Source organism: Pigmentiphaga sp. NML030171 (assembly GCF_002188635.1).
Taxonomy (GTDB): Bacteria; Pseudomonadota; Gammaproteobacteria; order Burkholderiales; family Burkholderiaceae_B; genus Pigmentiphaga; species Pigmentiphaga daeguensis.
Window position 1 is genome coordinate 105,905 of the sequence record NZ_NINX01000055.1, and the last position, 22,298, is coordinate 128,202.

General features: G+C 68.7%; 24 protein-coding genes. 9 read left to right on the plus strand and 15 right to left on the minus strand.

Annotation, left to right across the window (positions count from 1 at the left end; genetic code table 11):
* Window positions 1–7 precede the first annotated feature (7 nt).
* From prmA to CDO46_RS27185, 6 genes are all read right to left on the minus strand, one after another.
* Window positions 8–901, minus strand: coding sequence for a 50S ribosomal protein L11 methyltransferase (prmA, locus tag CDO46_RS27160; protein ID WP_087841687.1), 894 nt, complete (start codon window positions 899–901; stop codon window positions 8–10).
* Between the two features lie 15 nt (window positions 902–916).
* Window positions 917–2,266 carry an acetyl-CoA carboxylase biotin carboxylase subunit gene (gene accC / locus CDO46_RS27165; RefSeq protein WP_087841688.1) on the minus strand — a complete coding sequence of 450 codons (1,350 nt, stop codon included), beginning with the start codon at window positions 2,264–2,266 and terminating at the stop codon, window positions 917–919.
* Window positions 2,267–2,434: 168 nt separating this feature from the next.
* Complete coding sequence (gene accB, locus CDO46_RS27170; RefSeq protein WP_087841689.1) at window positions 2,435–2,896, minus strand: acetyl-CoA carboxylase biotin carboxyl carrier protein; 462 nt, start codon at window positions 2,894–2,896, stop codon at window positions 2,435–2,437.
* 22 nt (window positions 2,897–2,918) lie between these two features.
* Window positions 2,919–3,353 (minus strand): type II 3-dehydroquinate dehydratase, encoded by a 435-nt coding sequence (gene aroQ, locus CDO46_RS27175; RefSeq protein ID WP_087841690.1) that lies wholly within the window; start codon window positions 3,351–3,353, stop codon window positions 2,919–2,921.
* A 138-nt stretch (window positions 3,354–3,491) separates the two neighbouring features.
* Window positions 3,492–4,088 (minus strand): TlpA disulfide reductase family protein, encoded by a 597-nt coding sequence (locus tag CDO46_RS27180; protein ID WP_087841691.1) that lies wholly within the window; start codon window positions 4,086–4,088, stop codon window positions 3,492–3,494.
* On the minus strand, window positions 4,085–4,702 hold the full coding sequence (locus CDO46_RS27185; RefSeq protein ID WP_087841692.1) for a hypothetical protein: 618 nt from the start codon (window positions 4,700–4,702) through the stop codon (window positions 4,085–4,087). The genes CDO46_RS27180 and CDO46_RS27185 overlap by 4 nt, the downstream gene beginning before the upstream one ends.
* Window positions 4,703–4,815: 113 nt before the next feature.
* Between CDO46_RS27185 and mpl the strand changes: the two genes are divergently transcribed.
* Genes mpl through CDO46_RS27200 form a run of 3 tightly spaced genes read left to right on the plus strand, consistent with a single transcriptional unit; the run spans window position 4,816 to window position 8,883 of the window.
* A complete protein-coding gene (gene mpl / locus CDO46_RS27190) occupies window positions 4,816–6,216 on the plus strand; it encodes a UDP-N-acetylmuramate:L-alanyl-gamma-D-glutamyl-meso-diaminopimelate ligase (RefSeq protein ID WP_087841693.1) in 1,401 nt (466 codons plus the stop codon).
* Window positions 6,213–6,827: a YqiA/YcfP family alpha/beta fold hydrolase gene (locus tag CDO46_RS27195; RefSeq protein ID WP_087841694.1), complete on the plus strand. Its 615-nt coding sequence runs from the start codon at window positions 6,213–6,215 to the stop codon at window positions 6,825–6,827. The genes mpl and CDO46_RS27195 overlap by 4 nt, the downstream gene beginning before the upstream one ends.
* Window positions 6,828–6,834: 7 nt before the next feature.
* The gene (locus CDO46_RS27200; protein WP_087841695.1) at window positions 6,835–8,883 is read left to right on the plus strand and encodes a ribonuclease catalytic domain-containing protein; all 2,049 of its coding nucleotides are present in this window, start codon (window positions 6,835–6,837) and stop codon (window positions 8,881–8,883) included.
* Window positions 8,884–8,919: 36 nt separating this feature from the next.
* On the opposite strand, the gene CDO46_RS27205 is transcribed toward CDO46_RS27200, so the two are convergent.
* Genes CDO46_RS27205 through CDO46_RS27225 form a run of 5 tightly spaced genes read right to left on the minus strand, consistent with a single transcriptional unit; the run spans window position 8,920 to window position 13,195 of the window.
* The gene (locus CDO46_RS27205; protein ID WP_087841696.1) at window positions 8,920–9,573 is read right to left on the minus strand and encodes a GntR family transcriptional regulator; all 654 of its coding nucleotides are present in this window, start codon (window positions 9,571–9,573) and stop codon (window positions 8,920–8,922) included.
* Window positions 9,574–9,603: 30 nt separating this feature from the next.
* Complete coding sequence (locus tag CDO46_RS27210; protein WP_087841697.1) at window positions 9,604–10,020, minus strand: RidA family protein; 417 nt, start codon at window positions 10,018–10,020, stop codon at window positions 9,604–9,606.
* Between the two features lie 21 nt (window positions 10,021–10,041).
* On the minus strand, window positions 10,042–10,980 hold the full coding sequence (locus CDO46_RS27215) for an alpha/beta hydrolase (RefSeq protein ID WP_243724667.1): 939 nt from the start codon (window positions 10,978–10,980) through the stop codon (window positions 10,042–10,044).
* A complete protein-coding gene (locus tag CDO46_RS27220; RefSeq protein WP_207958687.1) occupies window positions 10,967–12,187 on the minus strand; it encodes an NAD(P)/FAD-dependent oxidoreductase in 1,221 nt (406 codons plus the stop codon). Before CDO46_RS27220 ends, CDO46_RS27215 begins: the two co-directional genes overlap by 14 nt.
* A gap of 15 nt (window positions 12,188–12,202) precedes the next feature.
* Window positions 12,203–13,195 carry a tripartite tricarboxylate transporter substrate binding protein gene (locus tag CDO46_RS27225; protein ID WP_087841699.1) on the minus strand — a complete coding sequence of 331 codons (993 nt, stop codon included), beginning with the start codon at window positions 13,193–13,195 and terminating at the stop codon, window positions 12,203–12,205.
* A 215-nt stretch (window positions 13,196–13,410) separates the two neighbouring features.
* Here CDO46_RS27225 and CDO46_RS27230 point away from each other — a divergent pair, with 215 nt between their 5' ends.
* From CDO46_RS27230 to mgtE, 6 genes are all read left to right on the plus strand, one after another.
* On the plus strand, window positions 13,411–13,818 hold the full coding sequence (locus CDO46_RS27230) for a VOC family protein (protein ID WP_087841700.1): 408 nt from the start codon (window positions 13,411–13,413) through the stop codon (window positions 13,816–13,818).
* 62 nt (window positions 13,819–13,880) lie between these two features.
* Entirely contained in the window at window positions 13,881–14,831 is a 951-nt protein-coding gene (locus CDO46_RS27235) for an NAD(P)-dependent oxidoreductase (RefSeq protein WP_087841701.1), read from the plus strand.
* A gap of 17 nt (window positions 14,832–14,848) precedes the next feature.
* Window positions 14,849–15,835, plus strand: a complete 987-nt coding sequence (locus CDO46_RS27240) for an energy transducer TonB (RefSeq protein WP_243724666.1) — start codon at window positions 14,849–14,851, stop codon at window positions 15,833–15,835.
* Window positions 15,835–16,674, plus strand: a complete 840-nt coding sequence (aroE, locus tag CDO46_RS27245) for a shikimate dehydrogenase (protein ID WP_087841703.1) — start codon at window positions 15,835–15,837, stop codon at window positions 16,672–16,674. The genes CDO46_RS27240 and aroE overlap by 1 nt, the downstream gene beginning before the upstream one ends.
* 64 nt (window positions 16,675–16,738) lie before the next feature.
* Window positions 16,739–17,461 carry a monofunctional biosynthetic peptidoglycan transglycosylase gene (gene mtgA / locus CDO46_RS27250; RefSeq protein ID WP_207958691.1) on the plus strand — a complete coding sequence of 241 codons (723 nt, stop codon included), beginning with the start codon at window positions 16,739–16,741 and terminating at the stop codon, window positions 17,459–17,461.
* 254 nt (window positions 17,462–17,715) lie between these two features.
* Window positions 17,716–19,185 (plus strand): magnesium transporter, encoded by a 1,470-nt coding sequence (gene mgtE / locus CDO46_RS27255; RefSeq protein WP_087841705.1) that lies wholly within the window; start codon window positions 17,716–17,718, stop codon window positions 19,183–19,185.
* 4 nt (window positions 19,186–19,189) lie between these two features.
* Here the strand turns inward: mgtE and CDO46_RS27260 are convergent, their stop codons facing one another.
* From CDO46_RS27260 to CDO46_RS27275, 4 genes are read right to left on the minus strand one after another with little or no spacing between them, the layout of a single operon-like run.
* Window positions 19,190–19,867: a 4-carboxy-4-hydroxy-2-oxoadipate aldolase/oxaloacetate decarboxylase gene (locus tag CDO46_RS27260; protein WP_087841706.1), complete on the minus strand. Its 678-nt coding sequence runs from the start codon at window positions 19,865–19,867 to the stop codon at window positions 19,190–19,192.
* Window positions 19,864–20,514, minus strand: a complete 651-nt coding sequence (locus tag CDO46_RS27265) for an RraA family protein (protein WP_087841707.1) — start codon at window positions 20,512–20,514, stop codon at window positions 19,864–19,866. The genes CDO46_RS27260 and CDO46_RS27265 overlap by 4 nt, the downstream gene beginning before the upstream one ends.
* Before the next feature lie 36 nt (window positions 20,515–20,550).
* Entirely contained in the window at window positions 20,551–21,219 is a 669-nt protein-coding gene (locus tag CDO46_RS27270; protein ID WP_087841763.1) for an RraA family protein, read from the minus strand.
* Window positions 21,220–21,249: 30 nt separating this feature from the next.
* On the minus strand, window positions 21,250–22,257 hold the full coding sequence (locus tag CDO46_RS27275; protein ID WP_087841708.1) for a protocatechuate 3,4-dioxygenase: 1,008 nt from the start codon (window positions 22,255–22,257) through the stop codon (window positions 21,250–21,252).
* Window positions 22,258–22,298 lie beyond the last annotated feature (41 nt).

The following is a 22,298-nucleotide window of genomic DNA, read 5'->3' on the forward strand; positions in this document are numbered from 1 at the left end:
GCGTCCGTCAGGCGGGACGCTGCCCGTGCAGGCAGACCCAACCGTCCAGCGCGCGCCAGACCTTCATCTCGATCCATGGCGCATACGCCCGCGCGACTTCGTCGGCCTGCCGCTCGAGCACGCCCGACAGGATCAGGTCGCCGCCCGGCAACACGCGATCGCACAACATGGGCGCCAGCACCTTGAGCGGATTGGACAGGATGTTGGCCACCACGACGTCGGCGCGCCAGCCCTGGCGCACATCGGGCAGCCCGGTCAGCACCTCGACCCCGTTGGCCTGCGCATTGGCCTGGGCGGACTGGACCGCCTGCGGGTCGATGTCGATGCCCACGGTTTCGCCGGCGCCGAGCTTGCGCGCGGCGATCGCCAGGATGCCCGAACCGCAGCCGTAGTCCAGCACGCTGCGGCCAGCCCGCAGATTGGCGGCCAGCCAGGCCAGGCACAGATGCGTGGTGGGATGGCTGCCGGTGCCGAAGGCCAGGCCCGGATCGAGGCGGATGGAGATGGTGCCCGGGCGGTCCGGCACCTCGTGCCAGGTCGGCACGATCCAGATGCGGGCATCGACCTCGATGGGCTCGAACTGCGACTGGGTCAGGCGGACCCAGTCGGCATCCGGCACCTCGCGCAATTGCCAGGCAGGGGTGTCGTCGATGCCGCAGGCCGCGCAGGCAAGGGCCAGCAACTGGGCCGGATCCTCGCCGTCGGGCAGCAGCGCCACGACGCGATTGCGCGACCAGGCCTGGGTTTCCGGCTCGAGGCCGGGCTCACCGAACAAGGGCCGTTCGGCCTCGGTGCCGAAATCGGCATCCTCGACCGACACCGACAACACGCCCGCTTCCAGCAGCGCGTCGGACAGCGGCTCGGCCAATTGCTCGGGGCAGTCGAACACCAGTTCGCGCATACGGACTCGCTACCTTCAGTCCGGACGCTGGGACAGGCGATGCTCCAGATAATGGATGTTGGTTCCGCCTTCGATGAAGCGGGCATCCTGGAGCAGTTCGCGATGCAGCGCGATGTTGGTCGAAATGCCGTCGACCGCCATTTCCGACAGGGCGATGCGCATGCGCGCCAGCGCCTGGTCGCGCGTATCGCCATAGGCAATGACCTTGGCGATCATGGAGTCGTAGTTGGGCGGCACGAAATAGCCGTTGTAGACGTGCGAATCGACGCGGATGCCGGGGCCTCCGGGCACGTGCCAATTGGTGATGCGGCCCGGGCTGGGAGTGAAGCGGAACGGATCCTCGGCATTGATCCGGCATTCGATGGCATGGCCGCGGAACACGATGTCGCGCTGGCGCAGCCGCAGCTTCTCGCCGGCGGCGATGCGGATCTGCTCCTGCACCAGGTCCACGCCCGTGATCGCCTCGGTGACCGGGTGCTCGACCTGGATGCGGGTGTTCATTTCGATGAAATAGAACTCGCCGTTCTCGTACAGGAACTCGAACGTGCCCGCGCCGCGATAGCCGATCTTGCGGCAGGCGTCGGCGCAGCGGTCGCCGATGCGGTCGATCAGCCGGCGCGGAATGTGAGGCGCCGGCGCTTCCTCGATGATCTTCTGGTGGCGGCGCTGCATCGAGCAGTCCCGCTCGCCCAGCCAGATCGCGCCGCGCTGGCCGTCCGCCAGGACCTGGATCTCGACGTGGCGGGGGTTCTCGAGGAACTTCTCCATGTACACGTCGGGATTGTTGAACGCCGCCGCGGCCTCGGACCGCGTCATGGTCACGGCGTTGAGCAGCGCGGCCTCGGTATGGACCACGCGCATGCCGCGTCCGCCACCGCCGCCGGCGGCCTTGATGATGACCGGATAGCCGACCTTGCGGGCGATCTGGATGATTTCCTTCGGATCCTCGGGCAGCGCGCCGTCGGAACCGGGCACGACGGGGACGCCGGCCGCGATCATGGCCTGCTTGGCGCTGACCTTGTCGCCCATCATGCGGATGGACTCGGGCTTGGGGCCGATGAACACGAAACCGCTCTTCTCGACCCGCTCGGCGAAATCGGCATTCTCGGACAGGAAGCCATAGCCGGGATGGATGGCTTCGGCGTCGGTGACCTCGGCCGCCGAGATGATGGCCGGCATGTTCAGGTAGCTCTCGCGCGACGGCGCGGGCCCGATGCAGACCGACTCGTCGGCCAGCTTGACGTACTTCGCCTCGCGGTCGGCCTCGGAGTGCACGACCACGCTCTTGATCCCCAGCTCGCGGCAGGCGCGCTGGATGCGCAGGGCGATTTCCCCGCGATTCGCGATCAGGATCTTTTCAAACATGAACGAATGTCCTGAAAAAGTCGGACGGCTGGTCGGGGCGGCTTCCTCCGGCGGCGTCGCGGCGGACGATGCCTTGCCGGGACTGGCGCGCCGGTCCCGGCGCCCGACTGATAACACGGTGTGAAGCGCATCAACGGGCAGGGTGTCGATGCGCATGGTGTCGACCGGTCAGCCGATCACGAACAGGGGTTGGCCGTATTCGACCGGCTGGCCGTTCTCGACCAGGATTTCCTTGATGGTACCGGCCTTGTCGGCCTCGATCTCGTTGAGCAGCTTCATGGCCTCGATGATGCACAGCGGGTCGCCTTCCTTGACCGCCTGGCCGACGTCGACGAATGCCGCGGCGCCGGGATTGGGCGCGCGATAGAAGGTGCCGACCATGGGCGACTTGACGACGTGGCCTTGGGCCACGACGGGCGCCGGGGCGGGCGCGGCTTCGGCTGCCGGGGCCGGCGCGGGGGCGGCCTGCGGCATGACCTGGTAGGCCTGGACCGCGGGCGCGGCGGCGAGCTGGCCGCCTTGCGCGAACTTGACGATGCGCACCTTGCCTTCGCCTTCGGTGATCTCCAGCTCGGCGATGCCGGATTCGGCAACCAGGTCGATCAAGGTTTTCAGTTTTCTAAGATCCATGGGGCTTCCCCAGTAATTTTCTTCAATGCGACAGCGCGTAGCGCACGGCCGCTTCATAGCCATCGGCGCCCAGCCCGGCGATCACGCCAACGGCCAGGTCGGAGAAATACGAACGGTGCCTGAAGGCTTCCCGCTTGTGCACGTTCGACAAATGGACTTCGATGAACGGCACCGCCACCGCCGCGAGCGCATCCCTGACCGCCACGCTGGTGTGCGTGTAGGCCGCCGGATTGATCACGATGAAATCGACGCCTTCGCCCGCGGCCGCCTGGATGCGGTCGACCAGCGCACCTTCATGGTTGCTCTGGAACGAGGCGAGCGACGCGCCGTGCTGCTGCGCCAGGGCCTGCAGCCGTGCATCGATGTCGGCCAGTGTCGTCGCACCATAGATACCGGGCTCGCGCGTGCCGAGCAGATTCAGATTCGGGCCGTGCAGAACCAGGATGCGATGGGCCATATGCCTGCGATGCGATACGGAAGGGCGCGATTTTTACGCAAAACACGCCATATTGTCTATCAATTGTAACGAATTCGACGATTCTGCCATGTCGGGACCATCCCACCCCCCGGGGATGTCCCGGGTGTAGGGACGCCTTCAGGCGGGCCTGAGCACGCCCCGCAACGTATCGGGCTTGATCCGGCCGGAATACTGATGGATTACCGCCCCTTTTTCGTCGATCACTACCGTGTACGGCAGTCCGCCGCTGGCATTGCCCAGCTCGCGGGCCAGTTCCGTACCGACGTTGCCGGCGATCAGCAAAGGATAACCTACGGGCACTTTTTCAACGAATTTCCGCATGTTGGCGGCCGAATCGATGCCGATCCCGACAAACTGCGCGGTATTGGCGAATTCCTGGTGCAGCATGTCCAGTTCCGGCATCTCGTCCACGCAGGGCGGGCACCAGGTCGCCCAGAAATTCACCACCAGGCGCCGTCCCCGCCATTGCTGGAACGGATAGGAACGGCCGTCGAGCCCTTCCAGGGTCTGCGCGTACAGGATGTTCACCGCCCGGTCGGACGCCGCGGTCGGCGCCAGGCGCCACCAGGCCACGCCGCCGCCCACCAGGGCCGCCGCCAGGCCGGTGCCGCCGTACACCAGCAGCCGGCGGCGGGAAGATCCGCTCGCCGTACTCCCCTGCTGTCGCGCGCCGTCCTCCCCGCGGGAGGCCGCGCCCCCTTTGGGCGCGCTCATGCCGTTTGCCCCTGCATCCGCCCCTCGACGTCGTCCAGCAGCCGCGCCACGGCCCGCGCGTCGCCGCGCTCGGCGCGGCCGTCGGGGCCGGGCTTCAAGGCGCCGCGCAGCGCCAGGCCATCATAGATGCTCAACATGACGCCTTCCTTCTGCCAGAGGAAGTACAGGGCCTCGACCTTGCCGCGGCCGCGGAAATCCGGGCGTTCGCCCACTTCGTACTTGATGCCATGGTTCAGGAGAAATATCTCGACTTCCTTGGATGAGTCGGCGAAGCACTGCAGGGCGATGTCGGAATGCTCGCCGGCGGTGCCGTTCCAGACAGGACCGACCAGATAGGGCTGGAATCGTTCCAGCAGGTCCATGACCGACAGCGCCACCCGCCGCAGCCTGGCCAGGCGCGCGGGCTGGGTATCCCCCATGAACAGGGCCTGATATTCGCGGACCTCGTTCTCTATTTCGTCATTGTCCGGCAGCACGTCGCCGCGGGGCAGGCTGCCGGCCCCCACCAGTTGCTTGACCGCCTTGCGCTTGGCGGTGCTGTAGTCCAGCCCGTCCTCGGCGATCATCCGGGCCGCGGCGGCGGCGATTTCCTGGCGCAAAGAAGAAAACGACATGATTGCTCCGAGGAGGTGACCCCGACATCATACTTCGTCCCCGGCCCGGCCCCGCGACGGCCCGGACCGGCCCGGGCGTCTACAATCCATACCCCGACCGGAAGCAGGCAACCATGCATCTACACATACTCGGCATCTGCGGCACCTTCATGGGCGGCCTGGCGCTGATCGCGCGGGCGGCCGGGCACCGCGTCACCGGCTGCGACGCCGGCGTCTACCCGCCCATGAGCACCCAGCTCATGGAACAAGGCATAGAACTGATCGAGGGTTTCGATGCCGGCCAGACGGCGCTCGCGCCGGACCTGTTCGTGGTCGGCAACGTGGTAAGCCGCGGCAACCCGCTGATGGAAGCCATCCTGAACGAAGGCCTGCCCTACACGTCCGGCCCGCAGTGGCTGGGCGAACATGTCCTGCCCGGCCACCACGTGCTGGCCGTGGCCGGCACGCACGGCAAGACGACGACCACCTCGATGCTGGCCTGGATCCTGGAGTCGGCCGGGCTGCAGCCGTCCTTCCTGGTGGGCGGCGTGCCGCAGGACTTCGGCGTGTCGGCGCGCCTCTCGCCTGGCCGGGGCACAGGGCGGCCGGTGTTCGCGATCGAGGCCGACGAGTACGACACGGCCTTCTTCGACAAGCGCTCGAAGTTCGTCCACTACCGGCCCCGCACCGCCATCCTGAACAACCTGGAATACGATCACGCCGACATCTTCCCCGATCTGGCCGCGATCGAAACCCAATTCCATCACCTGGTCCGGACCATTCCCGGCCAGGGGCGGATCGTCGCGCCCACCCGCACGCCCGCCATCGACCGCGTGCTGGCGCGCGGATGCTGGTCGGAAACCGTCACGTTCGGCGCCGAAGGCGACTGGCAGGCGGGACCGGAGGACGCATCGGGCGCCTTCGAAGTCATCCACCGCGGCACGTCCGCAGGCCGCGTGGCCTGGACGCTGAGCGGCGAGCACAACCGGATGAATGCCCTGGCGGCGATCGCGGCGGCCGAGCACGTGGGCGTGGTCCCGGCGGACGCCGTGGCGGCCCTGAGCCGCTTCGCCGGGGTCAAGCGCCGCATGGAGCTGCGCGGCACCGTAGACGGCGTGCGGGTCTACGACGACTTCGCCCACCACCCCACCGCCATCGCCACCACCCTGGCGGGCCTGCGCGCCCGGGTCCCGGGCGAGCGCATCCTGGCCGTCCTGGAACCCCGCTCGAACACCATGAAGCTGGGCGCCATGAAGGCGCAGCTTCCCGGCTCGCTGCAGGACGCCGACCTGGTGTTCTGCTTCGGAGCCCAGGACGGCAAGCACGCGCTGGGCTGGGACCCGGCCGAGGCCCTGGCCCCGCTGGGCGCCCGGGCCAGCGGCTGGTCGGACCTGTCCGCCATGGTCGCGGCCATCGCGGCCGCGGCGCGGCCCGGCGACCACGTGGTGGTGATGAGCAACGGCGGCTTCGGCGGCGTGCACGACAAACTGCTGCGGGCGCTGCGCGAGCGTGCCCCCGGTACCGGCTCGGCATGATGCTGCTCTACCTGCACGGGTTCCGTTCCTCTCCTGCCTCGGCCAAGGCGCGGCAGTTGGCGCAGGCCATGGCCGAGCGCGGCCGCCGGCGCGAATGGGCCTGCCCGCAGTTGCCGGCCAGCCCGCGCGAGGCCATGGAGCTGGCCGAGCCGCTGGCGCGCGACATGCAGCGGCATGCGCGCGCGAACGGCGGCGAACTGACCCTGGTGGGCTCCTCGCTGGGCGGCTACTACGCGACCTGGCTGGCCGAACGGCTGGGCTGCCGCGCCGCCCTGCTCAATCCCGTCGTCCACGGCGCGCGCGACCTCGCCACGCAGGTGGGCGAACACCTGTCCTACCACGACGGCCAGCCCTTCAGCTTCACCGCCGGCCACGTGGACGAGTTGCGCGCCTACGCCGTCGCGCGCATCACCCGCCCCTGCCGCTACTATCTATTGGCGGCCACCGGCGACGAAGTGCTGGACTGGCGCGAGATGCGCGACCACTACGCGGGCGCGTGGCAGCACATCATCGAAGGCGGCGACCACGGCATCTCCGATTTCGAGCATTACCTGCCCGGCGTCCTGGCTTTCGCCGACGCCGCGGCAGACGACGAATCCATCCCAGGGTAAACACACGATGCATGTCCTCTACGAGGATGACGGCGGGTTCAAGGCCGCCACTGTCCTGAGCGAAACCGACACCAGCCTGCAGGTCGAGGCGGCCAGCGGCAAGCGCAGCAAGATCAAGAAATCCGCGGTCATCGTGCGTTTCGAGCAGCCGTCGCCCGAGGCCCTGCTGAAGGAGGCCGACGCGGCCTCGCAGGACCTGGACCTGGAATTCCTGTGGGAATGCGCGCCCAAGGACGACTTCGACATCCCGGTGCTGGCCGAGGAATACTACGGCCACGCGCCCACCCCGGTGGAGCAGACCGCCATGCTGCTGCGCGTGCACGGCGCGCCGGTCTATTTCCATCGCCGCGGCAAGGGGAAGTACCGTCCCGCCCCGCCCGACATCCTGGCGGCCGCGCTGGCGGCCCTGGAAAAAAAGAAGCGCCAGGCCGAACAGCAGCAAGCCTGGGTGGACGAGATCAAGGCCGGCACCCTGCCCGAGCCGCTGGCCCGGCAGGCCGAGACCCTGCTGTTCAAGCCCGACAAAAACACCCTGGAATGGAAGGCGCTGGACGCCGCCTGCACCCAGTTGCAGATGCGCCCCGAACGGCTGCTGATGAACCTGGGCGCCTTCCCCAGCGCGATCGCCATCCACAAGCGCCGCTTCTACGCGCAGCATTTTCCGCGCGGCACGGGCTTCGCCCCGGCCGAGGTGCCCGCCATCGCCCGCGACCTGCCGCTGGCCGACGTCGAAGCCTATTCGGTGGACGACATCACGACCACCGAGATCGACGATGCGCTATCGGTGCAGGCGCTGGACGACGGCACGCTCCGGGTCGGCATCCACATCGCCGTCCCGGCCCTGGCCGTCACGCGCGACAGTGACCTGGACGCGCTGGCGCGCGCGCGCATGTCGACGGTCTACATGCCGGGCGCCAAGATCCCGATGCAGCCCGACGAGGTGATCGCCGCGTTCTCGCTGGACGCCGGCCGGCCCGTGCCCGCCCTGTCGCTGTACGTCGTGGCCCATCCCGACACCGGCGAGATCCTGTCTCACGAATCGCGCATCGAGCGCATCGTCGTGCGCGAAAACCTGCGCCACAACACGCTGGACGACCTGATCGGCGAGGAACAGCTGGACGACCCCGCCGCCGAGCTGCCCTACGGCCACGTCTTTCGCCCGCTGTGGCGGCTGGCCAAGGCCCTGTCCCGGCGCCGCGACGAAGTCCGCGGCAAGCCCGAGTCGAACAACCGGGTCGATTTCAGCTTCTACGTGGACGGCGACCCCGACCACCCCGAATCGGCGCACGTGCGCATCGAGCAGCGCAAGCGCAACGCGCCGCTGGACCGGCTGGTGGCCGAATACATGATCCTGGCCAACAACCTCTGGGGCGGACTGCTGTCGTCGTGCGGCGTGCCGGGCATCTACCGCTCGCAGCAGATGGGCCGGGTACGGATGGGAACGGCCGCGGCGCCCCACGATTCCATAGGCGTGCCGCAATACGCCTGGTGCACCTCGCCGCTGCGGCGCTATGTGGACCTGGTCAACCAGGGCCAGTTGATCGCCGCCATCGAGCACGGCGTGTCGGCGCGCCTGGTCGCCCCCTTCAAGCCCCGCGAAGCCGACCTGTACGCCGTCATCAGCGCCTTCGAGGCCAAGTACGGCGCCTATGCCGACTTCCAGCAGGCCATGGAACGCTTCTGGTGCCTGCGCTGGATCAAGCAGCAGGGCCTGCGCCGCATAGAGGCCGTGGTCCTGCGCGAAGAGCTGGTCAGGCTCAAGGACGCGCCCTTCTATACACGCGTGGGTACCCTGCCGGAGCTGGAGCGCGGCCGCCACGTGCTGCTGGAAATCATGGGCGACGACGAACTCGACCTGAGCCTGGACTGCCGCTTCCTGGACGTGGTGGATGCGCAGGGGGGCGCCGAGGACATCGAGGACGAGCCGACGGCCGAAACCGCGGTGGAGATCGCCGAGACGGATGCGGCGGACGGCCCCGATCCCACGGACCAGCGCCTGGACGACGCCGGCGCCCCCGCCCCGGGCGACGGACCGAAGCCGGAAGAAGGGGCCTGAGCCGGCTTGCGACGGTCGCCTGCCGGCCCCGCAGGCTCAGGCGTCCTCGTCCTGGCGCGAGCGGATCAGCCGCAATACGTGGTTGCTGAGGCGCGCATGGTGGCTGCGCATGGCGTTGTACGCCCCTTCGGGGTCGCCGCCCAGGATGGCCTTGACGATGGGCTCGTGCTCGTCGTGCGACACCGACAGCCGGTCGTTCACGTGGGCCTGGGCCTGGCGGAACGGCGCCAGCCGCTCGCGCAGGTCGGCCACCATCGAGGCCAGCACCTCGTTGTGGGCGCCGGCCAGGATATGGGCGTGGAACTGGCGGTTGTTGTTCAGATAGCCGGCGACGTCCTCGTTCCGGGCGAACTCGGCGCTCTGCTCGTAGATGAACTCGAGCTCTTTCTTTTCCATCGCCGTCATGCATTCGGCGGCGCGCCGCGCGCACAGCGCTTCCAGCTCGCAGTCGGCCTCCAGCAGCTTGGCCAGTTCCTTGACCCCGATGGAAGCGACCACCACGCCCCGGCGCGGCATCACCTCCACCAGCCCCCGGCTGCCCAGTTCGCGCAAGGCCTCGCGGATGGGCGTACGGGACACGTTGAATTTCTCGGCCAGCGACCGCTCCTCGAGCTTGGTGCCCGGCGGATAGGTGCCGTCGATGATTTGTTCAGCCAGCTGCTTGGAGATCTTGGAGGAAATCGTGGACATGACTACCCGATAGGTCTGTAACGCATGCGGTCACGGCCGGGGCCGGCATGCCACCACCTTCATCTCGACGATCATGTCGGGACGCGGAAGCTCGCTGACCGCCACCGTGGTGCGGGTGGGGCCGCCTGCATCGAAATACTCGCCGTAGACGGCATTGTATTTCGGGAAATCCTTCATATCGGTCAGAAATACCAGGATGTCGATGCAGTCGGCCAGGGTCGCGCCGGCCTCGGCCAGCGTCGCCCGCACGTTCTCGATCACCACCCGGGTCTGGACCTCGATGTCGCGGGTCACGCTGCCGTCGGCATGGCGGGTGGTGCCGGCGATGGAGCCGTCGGGCAGCCGGGCGCTGATGCCGGACAGGTAGATGCTGTCACCCATGGTCTTGTAGTGGGGATACTTGCCCAGCGGCTGGGCACGGGTGGCCAGCGTGGCGGAGTCACTCATGGAAACCTCTAAATGGGAAGCTCAGGCAATGCTGCGGAAGAAGTCCAGGATCTCGCGGCCCAGCGTTTCCTCGCCGCTGTCGAAATGGGCGACGATGGACGTATGGTTGTGCCGCATCATCTGCACGAAACGCGGGACGTAGCCGCGCGCGCGGGCCACGCGCTGGCAGAACTCCAGCCCGTACAGGTCCAGGTAGGGATTCTCGTATTGCGCGATGGCGATCATCACCGGCAGGTCCGACTCGGCGGCGTACGCCATGGGCGAGTCGGCCTCGTGGCTGGCCGGATCGGTGCCGAAGTAGGCCTCGACCGCCCTGGCGTTGGGATTGCCCGGCAGCGTGTCGGCCCGCAGCCGCGCGCTGACCAGCACCGCGCCCAGCACGCCGGGGTCGGGCCGATAGCCCCGGCGCGGATCGAAGCAATAGGTGGCCACGTGCGTGCCGCCCGCCGAGTGTCCGATCAGGAACATGCGGCGCGGATTGCCGCCGTGGGCGGACACGTGCCCGGCCAGCCAGCGCACGGCGGCGGCCACGTCGTCGGCGCCGCCGGGGAACGGCGCCTCGCCCGCCAGGCGGTATTCCATGTTGACCGCCACCATGCCCTGGCGCGCGAACCAGTACGACACGTTGTCGTAGATATGGCCATTGGCGCTCTTGGACCCGCGAATGAAGGCGCCGCCGTGCACGAAGACCACGACGTCGGCATCGCGCGCGCCGTCGGGCGTGAAGATGTCCAGCACCTGGCGCGCGCTGTCCCCGTAGGACAGATTGCGCGCGACGGTCATCCCGTCCTTGGGCGCCGCCGCCACCAGCGGCGAGTACAGCTTGACGACCAGGTCGCGGAAGCGATTGATGTCGGTGCCCCAGATGGGGCCGGCGCGCTCGAGTTCGGCGGCCTGCTCGGGCGGCAGGCTGCCCAGCGTGCGGGTGGGATCGATCATGGTGTCCTCAGGTGATGGCATTGGCGGTTTCCAGGCTCTCCAGCAGCGAGGCGCGGCGCATGTACTGCCGCGCGCCGGCCGGATCGTCCGCGATGCGCGCCAGCTCTTCGAATTTCTTCTGGCGGCTGGCCTCGTCTTTTTCTTCCAGCATTTTCTTGTTGGCGATGGTCTGCGCCTGCACGAAGGCCACCGCGGCATGGCGCCGCTGGCGGCTGTACTGGTCCAGCAGGGCGTCGTCCCCGCCTCTCAGCACCGCGCCCAGCTTGCCGGCCAGGTTGATGGCGTCGTGGATGCCGCCGTTCATGCCCATGCCGCCGATGGGATTGTTGACGTGCGCCGCATCGCCGGCCAGCAGAAGGCGGCCGCGCCGGAAGGTCTGCGCCACGCGCTGGTTCACGCCGTACACGTTGCAGTAGGCCACTTCGTAGCGCCCGGCCTTGGGGAAGAACTTCTGCAGCCTGGCCTCGACGCCCCGTTCGCTCAGCGCCTCTTCCTCGGACTCGTCCACGCGGGTCGGGAAAATGGCGCGCCACAGCCCTTCCCCGGCCTCGCCCCGGACCTTGAACAGGTTGCACCACTCGTCCGGGTCCGAAAAATAGTTGCGATAGGCGTAGTCGGGATGGGCTTTCTGGAAATCGAAGCTGGTCGCGATCTTGATGAAACGTTCCTGGTAGGTGAAGCCTTCGAACGGGATGCCGGCGGCCTTGCGCACGGTGCTGCGCCCGCCGTCCGCGCCGATCAGGTAGGCGCCGCGATAGCGCCGGATGCCGTCGGGCCCCCGGACCGAGATCTCGACCTGATCGGCATGCTGCTCGATCTGTTCGACCGCATGCCCGTAGCGTACGTCGAAATCCGACTCGTCGGCATATTGCTGCGCGATGTCCCCCGTCAGCTTGTACTGTTCGTATTGCAGCACGAAGGGGAAGCGGAAGACGTCCGCCATCCCGCGCAGGTCGAACTCCGCGATCAGTTTCCCGCTGACCCGGTCGCGGTACTGGTAGGTCTCGGAAACCAGGCCGCGCGGCACGATGGTCCGGGTCACGTCCAGCTCGTCCAGCATCTCCAGCGTGGTCGGGTGGATGGACGCGGCGCGCTGGTCCTTGACCGGGCCGGGCTCCTGCTCGAACACGGTCACCGGTATGCCCTGCCGGTTCAGCGCCAGCGCGCACACCATGCCGACGGGGCCGGCCCCGACGATGAGAACGCGCTGCTTGTCTGCTTGCATCATGATCCTCCTCCTGGATTATTCGGGTTTGATACCGGCCATCTCGATCATCGGTTTCCACACTTCGATGTCGCGGCGGATGCGCCGGGCGAACTGCTCCTTGGCCTCGGGCAGCGGGGTGATGCCGGCGTCCTCGAGCTTCTTGCGGAAGACGGGATCGGCAAGCGCCGCCAGGACCGCGCCGGAGATCCGGTCCACGGCTTGCGCCGGCATGCCCGCCGGCCCCAGCAGCCCGTTCCAGGTCTCGACCTCGGGAATGCCGGGCACCGATTCGGCCAGGGCCGGGACATCCGGCAGTTGCTTGACGCGGTTCTTGCTGGACACGCCCAGCAACCGGACGCGCGCGTCGCGGGCATAGGGCACGACCTCGGACAGGTTGCCGGAATACATGTCGATCTGTCCGGCCACCACGTCGCCCAGCGCCAGCGACGCCCCCTTGTACGGCACTTCCACCACGTCGATGCCCGTGTACTTGGCGAAGACCAGCGCCGAGAGATGCGTCAGCCCGCCCACGCCGGCGTTCCCCATGTTGAGCTTGCCGGGATGCTTCTTGGCATAGGCGATCAACTCCTGCACGTCCCGCGCCGGCACGCGCGCATTGACCGTGATCACGAACGGATTGCCGCCCACGTTGGCGATGGGCACGAAGTCCTTCACCGGGTCGTAGCGGATCTTGTTGGTGAACGGCGCCGTGGAAATCTGCGTAAGCGTGCCCATGAATAGCGTGTAGCCGTCGGCCGGCGATCGCGCCACGTACTCCGCCGCGATCAGGCCCGCCGCACCGGCCTTGTTGTCGACCACCACCGGCACGTGCAAGGCCTTGGCAAGCTGCTCGCCGATCAGCCGCGCCATCAGGTCGGTGTTGCCGCCCGGTGCGTAGGGCACCACGATGGTGATGGGCCGCACCGGCCAGGAATCCGCGGCCGCGCCGGCCGTCCATGCCACCCCCGATGCCGCCATGGCCAGGGCCACGGCCCCCGCCTTCATGCAAGACCTGCGTTGCTTGTTCATTCCGAGCTCCAGATTTGGTGGAGTGGCCCACGACGCGCTCACCCGAGGCGCCGGACCACACGGAGACATCCGATGCAACTTACATGCCAAATCGATTACAGGTATCCAAAAAAACTACAACAAAAATCCTTTATTAATTTTGGTATACCTGTAATATAGAATGGAACACCAAAAGATGGGAAGCCCCATCAGCCCTTGAACGACCAGGAGCACTCATGGAAAAACTCAGGCACATCGCTCTCTCGGTGGAAGATCCCGAAGCCGCGGCCCAATTCTTCGAGAAGGCCTTCGGCATGACCCGGGCCGGCAAGGCCATGCGGGGCATCTACATGACGGACGGCGTCATGAACGTGGCGCTGCTGAACTTCGCCAACGAGACCGTGCCCGGCTATGCGGGCCTGAAGGATGTGCGCGGCGTGATCCACTTCGGCATGTGGGTCGACGACCTGGAAGCCGCCGAGAAGCGCATCACCGAAGCCGGCGGCACCTACCTGACCGGCCGCAAGGAAACCGACCCCAACGTGTTTTATGAGGTCAAATACCGGATGCCGGACGGCACGGTCTTCGACATCACGGAAAATGGCTGGAAGGGCGCCGTGAAGGAGGTCAAGCCGGCCGCCTGAAACGGTCCGGCCCGTGCGCCGTGTCCCGCGCGGCGCATCCCCATTCCAGGAAAGAACCACCCATGACCCGCCACGTCCTGTCCATCATTCCCCTGCCGCCCGCGCTGCGCGACGGTATCGCGCGGCACTACCGCCTGCACGAGAGCGCGCCGGACTTCGGCGCCGCCGCCGTCGCCGACGTCGAAGCGGTGGTCACCAACGGCTCGACCGGCCTGACCGCCGCCCAGATGGACAGGCTGCCGCGCCTGCGGGTGATCTGCTCCATGGGCGCGGGTACCGAAAACATCGACATCGCCGACGCCCATGCCCGGGGCATCGTGGTCACCAACGCCCCCGGCGCCAATGCCGCCACGGTGGCCGACCATGCTATAGGCCTGGCCCTCGCGCTGGCGCGGGGCCTGCGGACCCTGAGCAACCGGCTGGCCCGCGGCGAAGCCTGGACGTCCCTGCGCGCCCCCCGCGCCAGCCTGAACAAGTCCCGGGTGGGCATCATCGGCCTGGGCCAGATCGGCCGCATGGTCGCCGAACGCGCCGCCGCCTGCGGCGCCGACATCGGCTACCACAACCCTTCCCCCAAGCCGGGCGCGCCCGGCACCTACTACGCCGACCCGCTCGAACTCGCCCGCAACAGCGACTTCCTGTTCGCCTGCTGCCCCGGCGGGCCGCGCACGCGCCACCTGCTGAACCGCGAAATGTTCCAGGCCCTGGGGCCGGGCGGCGTCGTCATCAACGTCGCGCGCGGATCGGTGCTCAAGACCGACGACCTGCTGGAGGCGCTGCGCGCCGGGCAACTGGCCGGGGCCGGCCTGGACGTGCTCGAGGAAGAACCCGAGCCGCCCGCCGCGCTGCTGGCCGAACTGGCGGGCATGGACAACGTCGTGCTGACGCCCCACATCTCGGGCCGATCGCCCGCCGCCATCCTGGTGCAGCTCGACATGATGCTCGAAAGCCTGGAAGACGGCCTGTCCGGCCGCCCGCCGCGCTATGCCGTGCGGCCATCCGCCCCCGCCTGACGCTTTACAATCGCGGGGTGTCGCATCCCCCCGCTCCCCCCCTTCCCCCTGACGGCAAGCCCGCGGCCTCCGGCCCCCGGCCTTCTTCCACGCAGGATCCGCCGGCGCGCCGGCTCCGGCGCGCCGGCGCGCGCGTCCTCGGTCAACTGGCCGAGGACTGGACCACCCGGCCCGACCGGCGCTACCTGATGAGTGCGCTGGCGATCTCGCTGTTCGCCCACCTCATCCTGTTCGCGCTGCACTTCACCGCGCCCGGGCCCACGCGCCCCGAACGCGACGACGGGCTGGAAGTGGTGCTGCTCAACGCCGGCACCGGCCACGCCCCGACCCAGGCCCAATTGCGGGCGCAGGTCGCCAGCGATGGTGGCGGCGATGCCGCCGCCGGGCATGCCAAGGCGCCGGTGCCGCACTCGGCCGCCAGCCGCGACGGCAAGCTGCTGGCCCAACTGCAGCAGCGCCAGGCCGCGCTGGAAGCCGAGCAGCGCCGCCTGGCCGCCTCGCTGTCGCGCGACCACGGCCAGGCGCCCACGCCTCCCGGTCCGCTAGGCGCGCCCGCCCCCGAACGCAACCCCACCCAGGTACGGGCCGAACAGCTCGCCCGCCAATTCGCCGAGATCTCCCAGCGCGTCGACGACTACAACAAGCGCCCGCGCCGGCACTTCTTCGCCCCGTCCACCTCGGAATACCGCTTCGCGGTGTATGTCGAGCAGTGGCGGCAGCGGGTCGAGACGCTGGGCAACCAGAACTATCCGGCGGCGGCCCGCGGCAAGGTATACGGCTCCCTGCGCATGACGGTATATATACGCAGCGACGGCACCGTCGAACGCATGGACATCGACAAGCCGTCGGAACATAAAATACTCAACGATGCGGCCAGGCGCATCGTCGCGCTGGCCACGCCGTTCGCCCCGTTCCCGCCCCAGATCGCGCGCGACACCGACGTGCTGGCCATCACGCGCACCTGGTACTTCACCAACGACAAGCTACTCGCGAAACCCGGCTGATGTCCTCCGCTCCCACCCGCTACGCCGTCATCGGCAATCCCGTCGCCCATAGCAAATCGCCCTGGATACACGCGCGGTTCGCCGAGCAGACCGGCCAGGACCTCACCTACGAGGCCATCTGCGCGCCCGTCGACGACTTCGCCCCCCGGGTCTCCGGCTTCTTCGCCGCGGGCGGCGGCGGGTTGAACGTCACCGTCCCCTTCAAGCTGCAGGCCTTCGAGCTGGCCCGCGCCCACCTGAGCCCCCGCGCCATGGCAGCCGGGGCGGTCAACACCCTGTGGATGGCCGACGGACGGCTGCACGGCTGCAACACCGACGGCGTCGGCCTGATCGCCGACCTGCGGCGGCTGGGCGCCCGCCTGGCCGGCGCGCGGGTGCTGCTGGCCGGGGCCGGCGGCGCCGCGCGCGGCATCCTGCTGCCGCTGATCGAGGCCGGCTGTGCCCGCATCGACATCGCCAACCGCACCGCGGCCCGCGCCGAGGAACTGGCGGCCTCGTTCCCCGCCGGCCGGGCCACGCTGCGGGGAAGCGGCTATGCCGACCTGCCGGCCGGCGGCGGCTGGGACCTCGTGATCAACGCCACCGCCAGCAGCCTGGACGATGAAGCCCCCCCCCTGCCGGCTGGCGCCTACGCCCCGGGCGCGATGGCCTACGACCTGATGTACGCCGCCCGCCCCACCGCCTTCCTGCGCCAGGCCATGGCCGACGGCGCCTCGGCCACCGCCGACGGCCTGGGCATGCTGGTCGGCCAGGCGGCCGAGAGCTTCCACATCTGGCGCGGCGTGCGGCCCGATCCGGCGCCGGTTCTGGCCGCCCTGCGCAAGCTGCTTTCCGCCTGACATGCCTCCCCGCCGCCCCGCGCGCCCCGTCCGCCGCCGCTCGCTTGCCGCCCGCGTCGCGGGCATGGCCATGCGCCTGGTACTGGCCGCGGTGGCGCTGGTGCTGCTGTACCAGGTCTGGCTGTTCGGCTGGGTGCTCTGGTATGCCTACATGCCGCCGGGCTCGACCTCGATCATGCGCAGCGAACTCGCGCGGCTGCAGGAACGCGATCCCCACCGGCGCCTGAACTACCAGTGGGTGGACTACGGCCGCATCAGCAACAACCTCAAGCGCGCCGCCGTGGCCGCCGAAGACGCCAATTTCCTGGAACATGGCGGCATAGACTGGAACGCCGTCGAAAAGGCCTACGACCACAACCGCCAACTGGCCGAAGCGACCGAACGCGCGATGGCTCGCGGCCGCAAGCCGCCTTCGCGGCCCATGCGCGGCGGCTCCACCATCACCCAGCAGGTCGCCAAGAACCTGTTCCTGTCCAACTCCCGCAACTACCTGCGCAAGGGCCAGGAAGTGGTCATCACCTACATGATCGAGCTGGTCATGACCAAGCAGCGCATCCTGGAGCTGTACCTGAACATCGCCGAATGGGGCGAAGGCGTCTTCGGCGCCGAGGCCGCGGCCCGCCACTATTTCAATACCTCGGCCGCCAACCTGTCGTCCTACCAGGCCGCGCGGCTGGCCTCCATGCTGCCCCGGCCCCGGTTCTACGACAAGAACCGGGGCTCGGCCTACCTCGCCTCGCGCACTGACCGCCTGCTGCGCTGGATGCCAGGCGCGGCCATTCCGTGACTCAATTGCAACCAAACTCGCCAACCGGCGGGGCAATGCGGCCGAATGTCATGTGGCGCGCGTACAATTGCGGCGTCGTCAACTTCGCAGTGCGTGCGTGCTGCTTTTCCGGTATGGCCTCACAGCCACGACCTAGACCCTTACTACCAGCCGGCCTTTTGTTCCCCGGCCTCCGTTCGAGCCCCATCTGAGTCCGCCCGCGTCAGGCGCCAGACCCAAGGCCCGTGCGGGGCCGTCTTGTGTTTTCCCGCGCGATGGTCGAACAAGCAACCCAACTCAAATCGCTCGAGCGCAACCGGCTCGAGCCCGAAGATGCCCAGGAAGCCCTGGAGCATGTCCAGGAACTGCTGCGACGCCAGCACCTGGTCGAAGAACTGGTCCACCGGCAGGAAGCCGGCGATACCCGCGCCCCGCTGGTCGAGGCCCTGGTCCATCGCCAGCATGACGCCGAACTCGGCGCGCTGCTCGAGGACCTGCATCCGGCCGATATCGCCTTCATCCTCGAATCCTTGCCCAAGGAAGACCGGCAGGCGGTCTGGCAACTGGTCCGTCCCGAGCGGGCCGGCGAGATCCTGCTGGAGGTCGCCGACTGGGTCCGCGAGTCGCTCATCTCGACCATGGACCAGGAGGAACTGGTCGCCGCGACCGAGAACCTCGAGGCCGACGAGCTGGCCGACCTGGCCCCCGACCTGCCGCCCGAGGTGGTGGCCGAGGTCCAGAAGGGCCTGACCGACGAGGAGCGCGCCCGCCTGACCGAGGTCATGAGCTACCCCGAGGATTCGGTCGGGGCCATCATGGACTTCGAGATGGTCCGCGTGCGCAACGACGTCACGCTGGAAGTGGTGCTGCGCTACCTGCGGCGCCTGCAGGAACTGCCCGACCACACCGACCAGATCTTCGTGGTCGACCGGCACGACAAGCTGATGGGCAGCCTGGCCATCAACCGCCTCATCGTCAGCGACCCCGATACGCAGGTGGCCGACGTGATGGAAACCGAGATCCTGACCCTGGCGCCGCTGGACGAGGCCGACGAGGCCGCCGCCGCGTTCGAGCGCTACGACCTGGTGTCGGCGCCGGTGGTGGACGCCGTGGGCCGCCTGATCGGGCGCGTGACCGTGAACGAGGTGGTGGACGTGATCCGCGAGGCCTCGGACGAGCAGGCGCTGTCCAAGGCCGGCCTGCAGGAAGAAGACATCTTCGCCCCCATCCCGCAGGCCATCCGCAACCGCGCGCCCTGGCTGCTGGTCAACCTGTGCACCGCCTCGACCGCCGCCTTCGTCGCCTCGCGCTTCGAGGACACCGTGGGCCACATCGTCATCCTGGCCTTCCTGATGTCCATCGTCGCCGGCATAGGCGGCAACTCCGGCAACCAGACCATGACCCTGATCATCCGGGCTCTGGCCGTGGGCCGCATCAACTCGGCCAACGTCGGCAAGCTGGTGCGCCGCGAGCTGGAAATCGCGCTGGTGGTGGGCCTGGGCGGCGGCGCGGTCGCCGCCCTGTTCGCCTGGGCGATCTCCGGCCGCTACTCGCTCGGCCTCGTCATGATGGCCGCCATGGTCCTGAACCTGCTGGTCGGCGCCTGCATAGGCATGCTGGTCCCCCTGACCCGCAGCCGCTTCGGCAAGGACCCGGCCATCGGCTCCTCGGTCCTGCTGACCTTCGCGACCGACACCATGGGGTTCTTCATCTTCCTGGGCCTGGCGACGTTGTTCCTCCTATAGCCGGTCACCGGTTCCAGTTATAGATGTCCAGGGAGTTTTCACCTGCCGCCAGGCGCTCGATGATGCGGGCCTCATCCTCCTCGCGCTGGCGGGCCTTGGCCAGGACCTCGTCGATGCGGGCGCGGGGAATGGCGACCACGCCGTCGGTATCGCCCACGATCAGGTCGCCCGGCTGCACGGTGACGTCGCCGAACAGCGTCGGCGCGTTGATCCAGCCGCGCGCATCGAAGTCCTTGCCCGTGCCCCGTATGCACAGGCCGCGCGCGAAGACGGGAAAGCCGAAGCGCTCCAGGATGGCGCCGTCGCGCACGCAGCCGTCGATGACCAGCCCCGCCAGGCCGCGGGCGCGAGCCGCCTGCGACATGACCTCGCCCCAATAGCCCGCCTCGTAGTGGCCGCCGACGTGCACCACCAGCACGTCGCCCGGCTGCGCGGCGACGATGGCGCGATGCAGCCACAGGTTGTCGGCCGGCGGCGACTGTACCGTCACGGCGGCACCGCAGATGCGGAACGAGGGATGCACCGGCTTGATCGCCGACGGCAGCGCGCCGATCTTGCCGGCCGCCTCGTGCAGCGTCGAACTGGGCAGCGCCGCGGCCTGCTCCAGCTGGGCCGGGCTGGGCCGCTCGATATCCACCGTGACGGTGGGCAGCGACATGAACGGGAAACGGCTCTGGCTCATTTCTTCCTCGTTTGCAGGGTGTGATAGCCGAACTCGCGCCGCGCCTCGTCCAGGCGCATGCCGCCCCGCACCGCCTCGCGGATGCGGTCTTCGACCATCGCGATCTCCTCGGCCGCCGCCAGCACGGCTTCCTCGTGCGCCTGCGGCACCGCGACCAGCCCGTCGGCGTCGCCGCGCAGCAGGTCGCCCGGCGCGACACGGGCGTTGCCGATATTGACCGGCACGTTGGTGGCCTCGACCTGCACGCGGTCCTTGCCGGTGCGCATCCAGTGGTCGCGGCTGAAGACCGGGTAGCCCAGGTCCATGCACAGCGACACGTCGCGGCAGATGCCGTCGATCACGGTGCCGCCCAGCTTCCGGCGGTGGGCGATCTCGGTCATGATGTCGCCCCACACGGTGCAATCCACCCGTCCGCCATTGTCCAGCACGACGACGTGGCCGTCGGGCACGTCGTCGATGAAATCGCCCACCGTGCCCGGCGGCGTGGAAGCGGGGCCATACAGGATGGTGAAGGCGCGTCCCGCCAGGCGGAAACCGGCGGTGCGGGGCTTGATGCCGTGGCACTGGCCCTGGATGCCCAGCCGGTCCAGCGCATCGCTCAGCGTGGCGGTATCCAGCCTGGCGATGCGTTCTACGTTCTTGTCCATGTCGTCTCCGGTCGTTCGTCGTTGCGCCGCCCCGTTTCAGCGGGCCAGCATGTTCTCGTAGTTGGCGCCCATCACGTCGGTGATGCGCTGGCCGGCCATCAGCGCGCGCGCCATGGCGGCCTCGCGCGCGGCGATCTCCTCGGCCACGCGCAGCACGGCCTCGGCCTGCTCGGCGGGTATGAACACCGCGCCGCTGCTGTCGGCGACCGCGTAGTCGCCGGCCTGGACGGTCACGTCGCCGATCCGCACGGGTACGTTGGTACCCGCCTCGGCCACGCGGCCGCGCGCGGTGAACGCGGTGGTGGCGCGCGCATAGATGGGGAAGTCGTACTCGTGCGCCTCGTCCGCATCGCGTACCGGACCGTCGGCGATCACGCCCGCCAGGCCGCGCAGCTTCGCGCCCAGCGACAGGATGCCGCCCCACGATCCCGCGTCCACGCCCGTGCGCTGTTCGACGACGACGATGTCCCCGGGCTCGGCCGCTTCGATGGCGGTGGTGCCCAGGTGCCGGGGCGGCCCGTCGTGGCGGGGCGCCTGCGACGCCTCGACCAGCTTGAGCGTCACCACCCGCCCGGCAATGCGGCGGCTCGCGGCGCGCCTGGGCAGGCCCGTCACCGTCCCTTTCAAGCCCAGCTTGTCCAGCGCATCCGAAAAGGCGCAGCTGTCGATGCGCTGCATGCGCCGCACGATGTCCTTGCTATCCATGTCTTGCATTCCCTCGGTTCTTGCGCCGCGTCATTGCCACGACGCGAAGGCCATGCCGCTGCCCGTCCCGGCCTCGGTCCGGTAGCACGGCACGTAGTCGATCACTTCCATCCTGCGGCCCAGGTCGTTCATGGCCGCCACCAGCGGATACCAGCTCTTGATCTCGCAGGTATTGCCCTCGAAATGCGACTCGGGCACGGCGGCCAGCGCCGCCTCGTCGCCCCTGCGCATGGCGTCCAGGATCCGGCGGTCCAGTTCTTCGTCCACGACGAAATGGGTGAAGCCGCCCGAGGCCACGATGGCCACCCGCAGATCGGACGGCAGCGCCGCGATGCCCTTGGCCAGCGCATGCCCCATCTGCAGGCAGCGCCGCGTGAGCGGCCGGTTGGGCGGCACGCCCACGTTGGTGAAGACGGGCACCGACGGCGGCGGCGCATCTTCCATGATGCGGCGGTAGATGAAGCCGAAGGCGTGGGGAATGCCGTGCTGGCGATCCGCGCCGCCGGGCAGCCGGTACGACACCGCCACATCGAAGGACTCGGCCACCAAGGCCTGCACCAGGCTCTCGGCGGTCCGCCTGTCGCCCGGATAGATCGCGCCCCCTGGCGGGCAGTGGCCTTCCTCGGCCACCGCGACGCCGGGCGGCAGGCGCCGGACCTGCTCTTCGGACAAGGGGGTGTTGGGAATCTCGTCGCCGGCATAGACGGTAAAGCCGGCGGTCAGGTCCTCGCGGAAGACCTCGCGCTGGTCGTTGCCCAGGATGATGGCTACGTCCGGCCGCGCGGCGCGGAACCGCCGCGCCATCTCGTCCAGCGCCCGCTGGCAGGCGTCGTGGCGCAGTTGCCGCTGCGGCAGGCTGGCCTCGTCGTGGAAGCCCGGCTGCCGTTCCGCCAGCAGCGTGGCGTAGTCCATCTGCCTGCCGCGGTACCAATGCCGCTTGTTCTCGCGATCGGCGCCCGCGCGCAGGTCCCACATGTCCGGCGGCGTCGCCAGCAAGGGGCCGTGCGAGCACGCCAGCGCGCACACTACCTCAGCCATTTCCGTCTCCTTGGATCACGGCGTGCGTTCGATTCGTTGTC